The organism is Actinomadura sp. GTD37 (assembly GCF_041951365.1).
In the GTDB taxonomy this organism is placed as follows: Bacteria; Actinomycetota; Actinomycetes; order Streptosporangiales; family Streptosporangiaceae; genus Spirillospora.
Map to the genome: position 1 here is coordinate 597,108 of NZ_JBGNUS010000001.1, position 14,882 is coordinate 611,989.

Here is a 14,882-nt window from a genome sequence, read left to right on the forward strand (position 1 = left end):
AGTCTCCTCACCCTTGAGGGCCTTCTATGAGACGACTGCGCGCTACGTCGTCGACAGCTCACCTCCGGTCGAATGTGCCAGCCTTGATCTGATGCCTGAGATCCCGCCAGGCTTGACCTTCGAGGATAAGCTTGGGACCTTCCGGATCCTTGGAGTCCCGCACGGCCGCATAACCGCGGCCTTGAAAGGCGACCTCAGAGGCCAAGATGGTGACTTCCACGCAGTTCTCACCGCTGGTGCTGTAGGAGGAGCGACGCCACGCGAGGCGGGGGTCCTCACCCATCCGTGATCTCCCTTGCAGCACGCTCGATGCGTGCTTCCGACTCGTCCGGAGACATGGCCATTTCGGATAGTTCGTCGAAGACCACCCTACGACGGGTGACGTCGTCTTCGGACTCCAGGTAGATGTCACCGCCCGGGGTCTCCAGATAGGCGATGTCGGGGTCGATACCGACCTCGAAGCTCAGGACGACGAAACCACCGTTGAGGCCGGGATGCCGTCCCCGATGGAACGGAAGTACCCGCAGTTCCACGTGCGGACGGCGGGAGTCGGTGAGTAGGGAGTCGAACTGGGCCCGCATGGTCTCGGCGCTGCCCATCCGGCGGTGCAGGATCGCCTCGTCGAGAACCACGTGAAGCTCGGGGGCGTTGGGGCGGCTCAGGATCGATCGTCTTGTCATGCGCGCGGCGACACGGCGCTCGATGTCCGCAGCTTCAGAGGTGAAGGCCATCACGACCTCCCGTGCGTAGTCGGGGGTCTGGAGTAGGCCAGGTACGACCTGGGGCTGCCATTCGCGGATCTGGGATGCCTCGTCCTCCAGCGAGAGGTACGTGCCGGCGAAGATGTCGCGGTAGGCCGTCCACCAGCCGCGCTTCCAAGCGTCCTTGGCGAGTTGCAGCAGGGCGTCGCGTTGGGGGCTGGTGACGCCGTAGAGATCCATCACCGCACTGAGGTCGTTACTGCTGGCCTTGGTGAGGGCCCGTTCGATCCGCATGACCTTCTGGCGGCTCCAGCCCAGCCGCTGGGCGGCGTCCTCGGGACGCAGATCGGCACGCTCACGTAGTTCGCGCAGCTCTCTGGCGAGACGGCGGCCACGAACCGTTGGACTGTGTGGCTGGACCATGAGCGGCAGTCTGCCTTCCTCGGGGTGCCAAGAGCAGGGCCTTGCAGCAACTTCTCAAGCGAAAACCGTCGAAGTCATTGTGATCATGAACTGTACAGAGTCACTATGGCACGGCAACGCACTGCGATCGATAGATCACAGTGTGCGAGACGGCGGCAAGACGGCCCGAGTCCACGGCCGACGAGTTCGATAGAGCTGGTCGGGGCGCGGTCGCGGCAGCTGTTGTGTCGGCGGTTATCGTGCGGCCGGGCCATGGATTGGAGACCCTGCCCGGCCGCGCGTCCTCACCCTCGAAAGGGAGGTATGGATGAGGATAGCTCTGAGTGCGCTGGCAGCGCCCTATCTCCAGAACGCCGAGGGGCCTTCGCTGCCCCTCGGGACGGCGGGTGGCGACATCCTGTCCGTCGTGCCGGACACGGATGGCGCGTTGGTCGCCTCGAGTACGTCAACCCCGCGCCAGGCCACTGCTGACGGAACAAACGCCGAGGACGACTGGGACGGTCACGTTTGGCACGTTGACGTCCCGGGCGTGCCCGACGCGGTGTCTTTGCTGCGTCGTTGGGTTCGCCTGCTGCTGGTTGACGACGCGGTACTGACCGAGGCGTTCGAGTTGATCGTCAGCGAGTACGGCACGAACGCGCTGTGGCACTCGGCCAGTGGGATGCCCGGCGGTCGGATGAGGGTCGAACTCTGCATCGGCCGCCAGCAGACGCGCCTCACGGTCTTGGACGATGGACCCGTCCCGGTTCGTGCCGATGAGCAAGCCGACCCCGCTGAGCATGGACGCGGATTGATCCTGGCGGACGCCTACGCCGACGAGACCGGTCAGTACGACTGCGCCGACGGCCACGCCGTGTGGGCCCTGATCAACCGCTGAGACCGGGACGCGCACCGCACCCCCATGGTGCGCGTCCTTTGCCGGCCATCCCCCGGCCGGCCCGTCGTGCGGTCGGTGGCTGATTCACCCCGGAATTCACCGGCCGCACGACACCCATGAGCCATCCATCACCTGACGAGCGCGCTTGCCGCGTTCGCTCTGGAGGTGACGTCATGACCTTCCGCGAGCACGCCCTCCGTCCCAACGGCTTCCCTGTGGCGCCTGTCGCTGCATGGAACCGCGCACTGGCGGAAGAAACCGATCTCGACCAGGCCGTGGAGCTCCTACGGCGGCGCTACCCCGACCTGTGCATCTATTGGGGCGAGTACACCGGCTCCCTTTGGGCCTTGCTGCCTGATCAGCTGGTCGAGGCGAAGACCGCTCTTGACCTCGCCAGACGCCTCGATGCGATCCTTGAGCGCTCCAACACCTGGAGTGTCGGAGACCGCCATGTCCAGGGCGAGAGACCGGCCTCTCGGGCCGCGGACGGGACCTGGGCCATGCCGGAAAGGAAGGCGCCTTCCACAGCAGGTCAGCCCCGACGCACTGCCCCGGCATTTCGCCGTCGGCGTAGCAGACTCCTCCGTCGAGTCCTGGTCAGTTGCCATCGCATCCTTACAGGACAATCGAAGGTGGCGCCTCACCCCTGTTGAAGCGCCGCTACGGGGCGGCGGCTTTCCCGGCCCCTCGGAGCCGTGACCAGACCTGCGGCTGACACGCGGTGGGTGCGGTAGAGGGCCGTGACCATGAGGAACGGCCATGGCGGCTAACAGGAACCCGGGCTCCACAAGGCTTTGCGTGATTCGATCACCTTCGGGCTTGAGGTTGAGCGCATCGCAGGTGACACTCTCCAACTCCGCTGGCCTCCATCGGGTACCAGAATCCGTACTACTCGCCGTCTCCGTCGACCGTCCTGGCGATGAGGTATACCGCATCCGGGGGACGCAATGCCTGCTTGCTGTTCACCAGAGAAGAAACGTCGGCGAGTTGAACGGCGCTTTTGTATTCGAGGAGAGCTAGCCTGTTAGCGGCATCTCGGAGACCTGGATTATTCATAACTCTGCGGCACGCCCCGGCTCGCCGCAACAGCATAAGGGATCGAGAGTCACGCGCTGGCACATTTGATCGCTGCAGTGATTAGAGGCTGCAAGGTAGGGCCGTGTCGCGACACGTTGTGGATTAATGGAAATCCACCGCGCACACTCTGTGGTGCGGGACCGAGCGCGGTCTTGAACGAGTCGATCGGAGGTGGAGCGACGAGCGACGAGAAGCTCAACCAGCCACGCAAGCTGCAGCGACGTTCTCAGCTTGGCGGAGGGCGCCGGCGGGACCGGGAGATGAGGTTTCGAGTCAGCGACCAGGAGTACACAGAAATACGCGCAGCGGCCCAACGAGCAGGAACCGCCTACGGAACTTTCATCGTCCACACCGTACAGGCAGCAACCCGGCAGAACAGATTGGGACGGCAGCCGACTGAAGAATTGTGCGAAGAACTACGCGGCATCGCACGACAGTTGAACCGAATCGGAGTGAACCTCAATCAGCTGACGCGCATCGCGAATGCGACAGGGCAGACGCCTCGTGAACTGACTGCTGCATTGTTGTATCTGGAGAACGTCCTCCGCAGAGTGGACGCCTCATCTGTCGAGATCGGTCGGCTCCTGCGTTGATCGGCAAGGTGACCCGCGGCCAGGGCGTCGCAAGGCTGCTGTCCTACCTCTACGGCGCCGGCCGCCGCAACGAGCACATCGATCCCCACATTGTCGCGGGTTTCCGACTCCCCATGGCACTGGAACCCGGCACCGACGCCAGAGGCGACTGGGAGTTCCGCCACCTGGTCGGTGTCCTGACCTCCCCACTCGACACTCTCCGACACACGCCCCTGGCGTTGCCGATCTGGCAGTGCTCGATCAGAGCGGCCCCCACAGACCGAACCCTGTCGGACGACGAATGGGCCGACATCGCCGAGGAGGTGATGCACCAGACCGGGTTCGCGCCGCGGGGCGATGACGAAGCATGTCGCTGGATCGCAGTGCGGCATGCCGACGACCACATCCATCTCGTCGCCGTCCTGGCGCGCGAGGACGGACGCAACCCCAACGTCCACCGCGACTACTACAAGGTCGCCGACGCCTGTCACCTCGCCGAGGAACGGTACGGCCTCACCCGAACCGCGCCCGCCGACCGCACAGCAGCACCCCGACCGACCCGAGCCGAGACAGAACTCGCCGACCGCCAGAACTGGCCAGAGCCGCCTCGCGCCACCCTCCGCCGGCACGTAGCCACCGCAGCCGCCGGAGCCGAAAACGAGGGCGACTTCTTCGCCGCACTCGAGCATGCCGGAGTGCTGGTGAAGGTTCGCCATAGTGCCCGAACACCCGGGGAGATCACCGGTTACGCCGTTGCGCTCCCGCATCACAACAACAAACAGAACCAGCCAGTCTGGTTCTCCGGCGGAAAGCTCGCCGCCAACCTAACGCTCCCCAAACTCCGCAAGCGCTGGTTGGCGCCACAGGAAGGCAACCGCTTCGACCGCCAGCCCTTCGGCGGGGTGGAGCTGACCCACGAGGAGCGATCCGCTGCCTACCAGCAGGCCGCCCGAGCCACCGCGACTGCTACATGGCAGATGCGCCATATCCAGGACCCGGCCGTCCGCGCCGACGTGGCTGCCGCGACCTCCGATGTCCTGCACGTGACTGCGGCCCTCACAGGCAACCGGGAACTTGCCCGTGCCGCCGACTTCTACGACCGTGCAGCTCGCGAACCCTACGGACGCCAACCACCCCTGACTCCCTACGGCACGAACCTCCGCACGGCGGCCCGAGCACTGGCTCTATCCGGTATCCGAGGACAACGCGGCAACCGTCCCAGCCTCGCCGGCGTCCTATCCCACCTGGTTGTGCAGCTCGCCGCCCTGATTGAGGCGATCGCGGAGCACCGGCAGTTGCAGCAACGCGCTGCCCAGGCAGCTGCTGCCCGCAAGGCCGCCGCTCAGCTCAGCAGACTCAGCCGACCAACTCCGCGGCCACCTTCTCCAACGCTGCCACGAACACCATCGAACTACACGGCGGAGCAGAACGCGGCGCGCCTCGCTGCGACGGGCTTTCCAATACCTCTCAGCCACCAGCTCGCAGACAGCCCGTACCGAATCAGCGCTCCCACACCAACGCCCCCTGACCCTTACCGCCGCAGTGGCCCATCGCGGTAACCCGATCACGCAAACCCCGGCGCCACGCCGTCATGGTCGTGGCGCAAAGATCAGCGCCTCTGCATACTAACGGAGCGTAAACAGCGTCAACGCTGCGCAAGCAGTGCATCGGTGCAGCGTCCACGCAGGTAGTGCTGCACCACCTCCCGACCAACACGCAAGAGAGGCGAAGCCATGACCGACCACAGCCCCCAAGCGGACCTCGTATCTACAAGGACACATTCACATGACCGACTACAGGCGGGCTCCCGCTGCCGCTCGTAACGACGACCAAACGGCGGACCTCGCGAGCAACCTCTACGAACACGTCCGCCAGCTCAACTACGCCATGGCTGGCCCTCCGAGTCTCACCCTCCCCGGCACCGTGTACACCATCCTCGGCAACCTCAGCGCAGCCACCTATGGCCTCGATCAGGTGCTCGACCAGATCAACCGCTTTTTCCTCCGAGAGCTGCAAGCCGACCGTCTCGGCCACGACCAGGCCGAAGACCTCGCTGACGTCCTGGGCCGTCACGGCCAAGCTCTAGCCGAAGCCAGGCAGCACGCCCGAGCTCTCTGCGCGGCCCTCAGCGAAGCCCAATCGGCCATCAACGCCATCCACTCCCGCGCTTCCCGCGTACGCGAAGCACCCCCAACCATTGGGGGCGAAGCGCATGTGGCCGACGCAGGCGTAGCAGCGGCGGCCAACGACTTCCCCAGACCGATAACCGATCCGATTCTCCTCGCACCACCTCCCGCCGGCGAACGAAACCGCTTCATCCGCACTCGCCGCGCGAACACCCCGGAGGCCTGAGCATGGAGCCGATGACCCACGAGGAGCTCGCCGCCCTCCCCACCACAACCACCATCGAGACAGCCGCCCGAGCCCTCGGCCTTGGCCGAACCCGCGCCTACCAGCTGGCCCGCGAAGACTGCTTTCCCTGCAAGGTCATCCGCATAGGCGCCACCTATCGAGTAGTCACCGCCGACCTCCAACGCCTTGTGGGCGTGTCCACATAATGGATACTTCTCTACTCGCCGCCGCTTGATATGGAGAGGTGCCGGAACCGGGCCCAGCTGGTCTCGGTGCCGGGGAGCGCCCGGCGGTGACGCGCCCGGCCGGGGCCGCGTCGGGCCGGTTGCCGCCGACCGAATCAGCCGGCGTCTGCACCCCGCTGGCAAGCTCGCTGGCCACGCGCCGCGGCCCTGGCCGTTGGCGGCCTGGCGCGCAGTCCGCGCGCGGCGCGCGCCGGGGCGGACCCGGCGCGCCCGGCCCGGAGGCGCCCGACGCCGTCCCCGCCTTTTGGCTGTGCTGACCACGACTGAATACCTGGCGGGTGTGGAAGCATCTGCCAGGCCTTCAAGTCGCTGCCGATGGCCTTGCCGGTGATTCGGCCGCGGCGCTGCCCGCGCTGACGTCGTCCGCCGAAGGTCGGCGCAGGCAAAGAAATCTGTCGGCGAGCCAGTCTTATCAGATGGCCGTTGTCGCCTGGCGGGCTCTGGTCAGGGCCACATAAAGCCTTCGGTGACTCTCCTGGCCGGAACGTAGCCCGGTGCTGAGGAGGGCAGACTCATTCTCTGTCAGGCGCACGCCAACGTTGTTCCACTCACGGCCCTTGGCCTGATGCACCGTTAGCCCTGCGACGAAGCCTGACCCGTTCGCCAGTAGGCGGGTCCGAATCGCCTCCATTTTGCGAGTATGTGTTCGATGCTTTCGTTTGAAGGTCCGCGTGCTCTCTCCGCCGATCACCCGGATGAGTGCTTCGTAGGAGGAGTCGATGTCGCTCGATCCGCGCATTGATTCCAGGATTTCGCTCAGCGGATCCGCGAGCCGGTTCAGTGCCTCTTCATCGATGCCGAGACCGGCCAGGGCGTCTGGGAGGAAGACGGCGCGCTGACCGAGTGCCGTGGTCGTCAGCCGGTTGAGCAGCATGAGGATCGCGGCGGCGTTCGTTGTCTCGGGTGTGCCGAACGACAGGGGCAAAACGGAGTGCGGGCACTCCCACAACAGCTTCCAGGTACCAGCCAGGACGATATCCGACTGCACCGGCACCTTTGCAGGGAGGGCGACTGCATGGCCTTGGCGTAGCTCTGCGGACAGGGTTCTGGCTTCGTCCGTGCTGAAGCGGAATGACCTGGTCAGAGGTACGCATACGAAGTCCTGGGCAGCCACTAGCTTGGGAACCAGGTCCGGGCTCGCACCGCGAAATCCGTAGAGAGCCTGCCAGGGGTCGCCGATGATCGTGACTCGGAGGCCCCACAGACAAGCGAGTTCTACCAGTCGCAGGTCGAGCTGATTCGCGTCGTAGATTTCGTCGACGATGAGCGTGCCGATGGAATCGATGAGCAATCGTGCGATCGCGTCTCTGACGTCTTCCAGATCGAGCGCCGCGTCCAGCACGGCGCGGACTTCGTCGTGAGTGCACTCGCCGTCGGTCACCCGCGCGACGAAATCGGTGTACTCAACATGGTTCTCCTGCCGCGCCCGTCGCGTGCCCACGGCGATGTCACGACCGTTCAGGAGGAGGGTCGGGCGGCGGGTACCCCACTTGTGCTCCGCCCGGCCCTTCCAGGTGTCGTTCACCGTGATCGAGGTCAGTCCGCCGGGCCACTTGATCAGCCCCGTCTCCAAGACATGGCCGAGGAGGCGTTCCAACAGAGCGTCGAATGTCATGACGCGATGCGGCCAGGTCAGCGCCCTAGCGCCCCATCGAAGCCGGATACGCTGCTGAAGTTCGTTCGTCGCCGACCGGGTGAAGCTCAGTCCGACGACGGTGTCTTCCGCCATACCTGCGAACCGGTACAGGCCGAAGCGCATTGCCGCGACTGTGGTCTTGCCCGAACCCGGCGCCGCCTCGATGTAGGTGCACCGTGCCCGGGCACATACTGCCGTCAGCTGCTCGTCCGTCAGCCCCCCCGTCAGGTCCACTCATCGTCGTCTTCCCAGAGACCGTCCGTGAATGCATCCTCCGAATCCGTTTCGCTCTCCTGGGGGAATGGCATGTCGGCTCCAGGGGATTCGGTGTAAAGGAACTCGAGCAAGTCGATCATATGGTCAGGAACGTGAACGGGTTCGTCTTCGTCCAGCCGCCGCCGCAGCTCGTCCGCGAACAGCATGGCGAACTCGCCCTTCAGCTTGGCCGCTGGCCCGGCGGGCCGCACGACATCGGAATCGGATGCCTTGACCGCGCCGCGGAAGTGCGCATGGACGGAGGCGGGTGTGATCGGGCTGTTTAGCGGCTTGCCCAGCTTGGTGAGAACGTCGCCGATGGCGGTCTCGTTCTTCAACGTGATTGCGGGCTCCAGCGTGGGATGGCTGGCGAAGAAGCCGACCACGTCCCGGTCGTGGTCGGCCAGCCAACCGGGCTCTCGCGGCATCTCGTGGACCGGTTGGTCGCTGTCGCGCAAGATCGCAACTTTGGCCGCGCACTCGTGGCCACGTGTGGCAAGCAGACGTACGGCCCAAGACCCGACCTTCGTCCCGATCACGACGATGGTGAGTGCTTCGACGAACGCAGATCTGGCCGGATCTCTCCCGGCCCAGGCACGGCCGAACTGGCGCAGTAGAGCTGCGTCGGTGACGCCCTCGACGAGGACGAGACGCTCGGCAAACAGGGCGGCGCTCCGGGTCGTATCGAGGTGCAGCCGTGCCATACGCAGTACCTCTTCCCCGCTCTTGAACGGGATGGATGCGATGGACCGGGCGACGGTTCCGCTGGCCTGGTCGCGCCGCAGCACGACGAGTTCTTCGGGAAGGCAGGCCGTCACGATGTCCGAGGAGTGGCTGCTGAGGATCACCTGGAGTTCGGGGCGCTGCTGGACGACCGCGCGGAGATATCGAGCCAGGCCGTGCTGAAGCTGCGGATGCAGGTGCGCCTCTGGCTCCTCGATGACGATCGTGGCGTGGAAAGCGGATGAGGGAAAGAAGGAATCCTCCTCCGCCTCTCGCTCCACCTCAGCCTGGACGAGCAGGTCCTCAGGGCTCGGTTCGTCCGCGGCCTCGTCCAGTCCCGTTTCCATAAGCTCCAGCACGGGCACCGAGGCTGGGAGCTGCGCTGTATCCGGGATGGCCGCAAGGGTCACTGCGATGTGAAGCAGGTTGACGTAGCCGAGCCCGGACACCTCTAGCCGCTTGGCTGACACCCGTTCATCGATGGACGCGATCAGGAGTTCGAGCACGCGCGCGAGGTAGGTGTCGTCGATGACCTGTCCGCGCACGAAGGGATACTGGCGGCTGACCCCTGCGGACAGGGCGGCCATGTGGGTGTCGATGCGTTCCTCGACGGCTTGAATGAGCCCGTTGCCTGCGAGCGATTCCAGCAGCGCGGAGGCGCGGGCGCGCAGATTGACCAGGTTCTTGGAACCGGTCAGCCGTTGCTGTTGGGCGCGCAACAGTTCCACCAACACGCGGGCTTCGCGACGCGCCAGTTCGTCGACTGGGTTGCGGTGCGCAGGCAGATAGATGAATCGGATGCGGTCCTCCAGCGGGGAGGGTGTCGTGTGCTCCGCCCGCACCTTGCCTAGCGAGCGCACCAGGGTTCGGGTCCAGGCCGCTGCTGTCGTCCCATAGTTGCGCGTACCAGTCTGACTGTGCAGCAGATGGTCGAGCGGGCCGGTGCTGGACTCGTCAGGCGCGTAGTCGTACTCGATGGCGATCGTGCGCGGGGCCGGCCCGAGCGTGGAGGCCGGTGGCCGCGGCAGGTTGGGGAACACCTCGCGATGCCCCAGATAGAGGGCATCGCTGAGCGTGGTCTTCCCGGCATTGTTGCCGCCGATCAGGACGCTGAACGGTCCTGGGAACCGGCACTCCAGCACGCTGTTCGCGGCCGATCGGAAGCCCTGGACTCGCGCTTTGCTGAGGTGCACTGATGACTCCGTGAAGAGGTCTACTGGCGATGAAATGGGAGGTCCGTCCTGAGAGGCCCGCGGACGCGACCGGCGCCCCGCACCGGGGACGGAAGCGCCGGTCGCAATACCGCGTGAGTGCTTTCTCAGCCGTGATAGGAGTTGCCCAGCCGCCTCCGCTCGGACGCCGGGATGTAGAGCGTGGGATAACCCTTGATGGCGATGAACTCGGAAAGAACCGAGAGGTCCAGGTCCCACTCGACGAGCCGCCGCTGCTCGTAAACGCGCTTGGCGCGTGCGATCTCCTCCTCGGCCTGAGCCTCGGTCCAGGAGTTGATCCGGCGAAGCTGCCTCACGGCCAGGCTGCGCTGCCCATTGGCCTCCGCGCGACCGACATTCTGGACCCGGTGGCAGCCAGGACACAAGGCCATAAGCCCGTCGAGCCGCTGAACCGGCCTTCCAGCGCGATGGGTGAAAGTCCATAGCTCGTGGCAGTCGGGACGGCGGCGGCGCCCATCGGGCATGCGGGTCAGTGCAGCGCACACCTCGCACCGCCAGCCAGCATGCTCGCACACCGGAATGCGCAGGCGGTCCCAGTCCGCCTTGCTCAGGATGCCACGCAAGTTGGACCCCCAGGTGGACTCGGGAAGGAGGTCGGCGGTGAGGTGGCCCGGGCCGATCCGGAACCCGCTGGCCAGGGAGGCCGTCCCCTTCTTGGTGTGGGCCGGCGAGATGCCGAGGAGTTGTTTCATCTGTCCGTCGAGCTCGAAGTCGTTGTCGGTGATGAACCGGCTGATCGCCTTGCGCAGCCTGGGGTCCTGGTCGAGCGTGGCCACGGGGACCGTCCAGGCCTTCGCCGTCCAGTCCCAGCGGATGTGCCCCGCACAGGTCACCTTCAGCGTGATGTTGAGGGATTTGGAGTAGGGGAACTTGATGAACGCCTTCGGGCCGATGCGGTACACGGTGCCGTCCATCCGCGTCTCCTTGGGGGGAGTGCTAACACGATCGGTGAGTATCGAGCGACGTTGGATGCGAGCGCACGCGCTCGCGGTCCGTGGGGGTTCGTCCGACCTGGTCGGAAGAGCTGGTGTAGCGGGTGATGTGTCTAGTATAACCACAGGATCGGCTAACACGTACCACGAATTTTGATCCCAACCCTCGTGCTCCTCGCCGAATAGTGTTGGCCGGGCGCCGACCCGCGCGGCGGGCGGTGGCCAAGGTGACCAGGAGGAGGGCTGGATGATCGACCGGTCAGCTCTGCTTACCGATCTCAAGCTCCAGGTCAAGGCGCTGGAGCCTGAGCTGCGTGAGCGCGCCTCGAACGATCAGGACATCCATGCGCGGTTGAACAGCGAGTGGCTGGAGGCCCGCGAGGCTGGCCGCATCGCGGCGACGTACGAGATGTGGCTGGAAGATCGAGTCACGCAGGCTGCTGTGGCTTGGGTGCTGGGGACGGCCTTCCTGCGGTTCTGTGAGGACAACGTTCTGATCGAGTTGCCGTTCCTTGCCGGCCCGGGAGAGAGGCTGGATCTAGCTCAGGGTCGGCAGGAGAGGTACGTGCAGCAGCATCCGCGCGCCACTGACCGGGACTGGATCCTGGCGGGTTTTGCGGAACTGTCGAAGTCGCCGGTGGCGGCGCGGTTGTTCGACCAGGCGCACAACCCGATGTGGCAGATCGAGATCTCGAACGATGCGGTAAGGGCGCTGCTGGCGTTCTGGCGCGGGCGTGGCAAGGACGGTGCGGTCGTCCATGACTTCACCGATCCCGGGTGGGACACCCGGTTCTTCGGTGACCTCTACCAGGATCTGTCTGAGTATGCAAAGAAGACCTACGCTCTGCTTCAGACCCCCGAGTTCGTCGAGGAGTTCATCCTCGACTACACGTTGGAACCGGCCATCCGTGAGTTCGGGCTCCAGGGCCTGCGGCTCCTCGACCCGGTCTGCGGATCCGGCCAATTCGTCCTAGGGGCCTTTCACCGCGTCTTCGCCCACTGGACCCAGAGTGAACCGGCAGCCGACCGGCTGGATCTTGTTCGGCGTTCTCTGGGATCTGTACATGGCGCCGACAAAAATCCGGCGGCCGTGACCATCACGTGCTTCCGTCTTCTGATCGAGGCGATGAGAGCGGCCGGAATTCGGCGGCTACGGGAGGTCCCATCCCTGCCGATGAGCGTCCAGACGGCGGACGCCTTGCTGGAGGGCCGCGGAGCGCCAGCGCCGACCCCTAACCCACACTTGTGGGAAGAGCTGGATTCTCCGCCTCCCCTCGAAGACGACTTGCTGGGCGCAGGAAGCTACCACGTCGTGGTAGGAAACCCGCCCTACATCACGCCAAAGGACAGGGCGGAAGCCGAGAACTACCGCAATGCCTATCCGGCCTCCACGGGTGCCTTCGCCTTGCCTGTCCCCTTCACCCAACGCTTCTTCCAACTCGCCCAGCGCGGTGCCCCCAATGGTTCGCGGGCAGGCTACGTCGGGATACTGACCGCCAACTCTTTCACCAAGCGCGAATTCGGCAGGAAGCTCATCGAGGAATACCTGGCCAAGGTCGAACTGACGCACGTCGTGGACACCTCAGGGGTGTACATCCCTGGGCACGGGACGCCCACGATCCTGCTCGTAGGACGGCGGCGCGTCCCGGACCCAGCCGTACCGGTCCTCGCGGTACTCGGCGTACGGGGCGAGCCCTTCCCACCCGAAGAACCAGGGCACGGGCTGGCATGGCAGTCGGTCCTGAGGCGCTTCGCCGGGTACACCGATCCCGATGAGTGGACGGAGGTTGTCCAGCTCGACCGGTCAGTGCTGCAGCGGTTCCCATGGAACCTCGGAGGCGGGACGGCGCGGGATCTCCTCGCTCTGATGGACGGTGACAGGCGCCTGGGCAAGCGCGTGGTACGCATCGGCTATGTCGCGAGTACAGGGGCGGACGATCTGTTCACCGCCCCCGCAGCCTCCTGGCGGCGCGCGAAGACGGAGACGGCTCCACTCGTGGATGTCATCACTGGGTCGGAGGTGCGGGACTGGACCGTCCTACCGGAACGACAGGCGTTCTTTCCCCTTGCCCCGCGCGGAAGTCCGCACAGATGGGTGCCCATCTCCGATCACCCCGCGCACCTCAGACGGCTCTGGCCGTATCGGACCCTGCTACAGTCCCGCCGCAGCTTCGGCGGGGGGACGTACGCCGAAGCCGGACGGGCGTGGCATGAGTGGCATCAGGTGACGTTGAAGGAGGGCGAACACCCCTGGTCAATTGTGTTTCCCTGGGTCGCTACCTATCCGAGCTTCGCCGTACTCGAGGACACGACTACGGCGGTGCCGCTCAATTCGGCGCCAGTGATCAAACTCCCCCTTTCAGCCTCCGAACAGGATGTAGTTCAGCTGACCGCTGTGCTCAACAGCTCAGTGGTGGCCTTCTGGCTTAAACACAACAGCCACAGCAAGGGCCGGCCCGGCGGTGGTCGGACGGGCGGAGGCGAGGCGTGGGAGATCTTCTACGAGTTTGTTGCCCACCGGCTGGGAGAACTTCCGCTGCCTCCCGAGCGGCCCTGGGGATCTCGCTGGTCGGTCCACGCTGAATCCCTCCATGCCCTAGCCAACGAAGTAGAGCTGTCCCTCCCGGCCAAGGCCGTCCACGGTGAAACGGCCCTGGCGCGCGCTCTACGGGCGGCACATGACCGCTGGACGCGGGCACGCCGGAAGATGATCGCCCTCCAGGAGGAGCTCGACTGGGAGATCTACGAGCGGTACGGCATCGTCCCCGAACCCTTGCCGCCGTTGCCTCCCGAGGAGCTACCGGAGATCGGGGTGGGCGAGCGGGCCTTTGAGATCGTGCTTGCCCGACGCATGGAAGAAGGTCGGGTGAACACAGACTGGTTCGTGCGCCACAACGCGCCTCCCGTGACCGAGCCACCCGCGAACTGGCCGTCCGCTTACAGGGAACGGGTGCGGCAACGTATTGAACTGATTCAGAAGGTCCCATACCTTTCCGCACTGGAACAGCCTGAATTCAAGCGCCGATGGGTCATCCGTGACTGGGAGGCCATGGAGAGGAGCGCGCTGCGCGACTGGCTGCTAGACCGTCTTGAAGACCCCGAGTTGTGGTACGAGGAGCGCGAAGGTGCACGGTGGCCAGCGACAAAGACCGCCGACGAATTGATCGAACGTGTTGCCGCATTTGCCGATGTGAGTGAAGCGCTGGCCCTGTACATGCCCGGCTCGGAACTATCGACGGTCGTTGAGGAGCTCCTTCGCGGACACCAAGTACCCTACCTTCCGGTTTTGTATCTGAGAGAACGCAGCCTGCAAAAGTACGAGCGCTGGAAGGAGACATGGGCTCTTCAGCGGTGCCAGGATGCGCAGGGAACTGATGAGGAGATTCCTCCTCCGCCAAAGTACACATCAGCGGATTTCCTTCGCCAGACGTATTGGAGTCAGCGTGGGCGCTCCAACGTTCCGAACGAACGATTTATCTCCTACCCGGGCACCGGGCGGTTCGGATGGGCTGGGTGGGACCATCGCGAGCGTGCCTTGATTCTCGTCGGCCTGATTGAGGAAGGGTATGATGCGGTTCCGCTCCTTGCAGGACTTCTGGATCTGCTGCCCTGGGTGGAGCAGTGGCACGCTGAGGCGGACTCGAGCTACGGAGGCAGTCCTGCGGAGATGATCGAGTCCTACATAGAGGAAGTGATGGCCGTACGCGGCCTGACTCGGGAGGGTGTGCTCGGCTGGCGGCCTCCGCCGCCGAAGCGGGGACGGCCCCGAAAGTCACGGTAGAGCGCCAGGCGTCGGGGCCCGGTTCAGTCACGGTTTGAGCAGGCGGGTTGTGGCGCTTGGTCGGGCACACGTCGAA

The 14,882-nt window shown here is 65.2% G+C and carries 10 protein-coding genes; 5 read left to right on the forward strand and 5 right to left on the reverse strand.

Features of this window, described 5'->3' with window-relative positions:
* Positions 1 to 58 precede the first annotated feature (58 nt).
* Positions 59 to 283, reverse strand: a complete 225-nt coding sequence (locus tag ACA511_RS02970; protein ID WP_375022452.1) for a DUF397 domain-containing protein — start codon at positions 281 to 283, stop codon at positions 59 to 61.
* Positions 276 to 1,124 (reverse strand): helix-turn-helix domain-containing protein, encoded by an 849-nt coding sequence (locus tag ACA511_RS02975; RefSeq protein WP_375022453.1) that lies wholly within the window; start codon positions 1,122 to 1,124, stop codon positions 276 to 278. The genes ACA511_RS02970 and ACA511_RS02975 overlap by 8 nt, the downstream gene beginning before the upstream one ends.
* A 307-nt stretch (positions 1,125 to 1,431) precedes the next feature.
* On the opposite strand from ACA511_RS02975, the gene ACA511_RS02980 reads away from it, so the two are divergent.
* The 4 genes from ACA511_RS02980 (at position 1,432) to ACA511_RS02995 (ending at position 6,002) form a co-directional block, all read left to right on the forward strand.
* A complete protein-coding gene (locus ACA511_RS02980; protein ID WP_375022454.1) occupies positions 1,432 to 2,001 on the forward strand; it encodes an ATP-binding protein in 570 nt (189 codons plus the stop codon).
* A gap of 1,229 nt (positions 2,002 to 3,230) precedes the next feature.
* Entirely contained in the window at positions 3,231 to 3,671 is a 441-nt protein-coding gene (gene mobC / locus ACA511_RS02985) for a plasmid mobilization relaxosome protein MobC (protein ID WP_375022455.1), read from the forward strand.
* Positions 3,668 to 5,209 (forward strand): relaxase/mobilization nuclease domain-containing protein, encoded by a 1,542-nt coding sequence (locus ACA511_RS02990; protein WP_375022456.1) that lies wholly within the window; start codon positions 3,668 to 3,670, stop codon positions 5,207 to 5,209. Before mobC ends, ACA511_RS02990 begins: the two co-directional genes overlap by 4 nt.
* Positions 5,210 to 5,435: 226 nt before the next feature.
* A complete protein-coding gene (locus ACA511_RS02995; protein WP_375022457.1) occupies positions 5,436 to 6,002 on the forward strand; it encodes a hypothetical protein in 567 nt (188 codons plus the stop codon).
* Between the two features lie 657 nt (positions 6,003 to 6,659).
* On the opposite strand, the gene ACA511_RS03000 is transcribed toward ACA511_RS02995, so the two are convergent.
* The 3 genes from ACA511_RS03000 to ACA511_RS03010 all read right to left on the reverse strand — a co-directional run bounded on the left by ACA511_RS03000 (position 6,660) and on the right by ACA511_RS03010 (position 11,007).
* Positions 6,660 to 8,117: a UvrD-helicase domain-containing protein gene (locus ACA511_RS03000; RefSeq protein ID WP_375022459.1), complete on the reverse strand. Its 1,458-nt coding sequence runs from the start codon at positions 8,115 to 8,117 to the stop codon at positions 6,660 to 6,662.
* Positions 8,108 to 10,054, reverse strand: a complete 1,947-nt coding sequence (locus tag ACA511_RS03005; protein ID WP_375022460.1) for an ATP-dependent endonuclease — start codon at positions 10,052 to 10,054, stop codon at positions 8,108 to 8,110. The genes ACA511_RS03000 and ACA511_RS03005 overlap by 10 nt, the downstream gene beginning before the upstream one ends.
* A 125-nt stretch (positions 10,055 to 10,179) precedes the next feature.
* Complete coding sequence (locus ACA511_RS03010) at positions 10,180 to 11,007, reverse strand: hypothetical protein (protein WP_375022461.1); 828 nt, start codon at positions 11,005 to 11,007, stop codon at positions 10,180 to 10,182.
* Positions 11,008 to 11,272: 265 nt separating this feature from the next.
* Between ACA511_RS03010 and pglX the strand changes: the two genes are divergently transcribed.
* Entirely contained in the window at positions 11,273 to 14,806 is a 3,534-nt protein-coding gene (gene pglX / locus ACA511_RS03015) for a BREX-2 system adenine-specific DNA-methyltransferase PglX (RefSeq protein ID WP_375022462.1), read from the forward strand.
* Positions 14,807 to 14,882 lie beyond the last annotated feature (76 nt).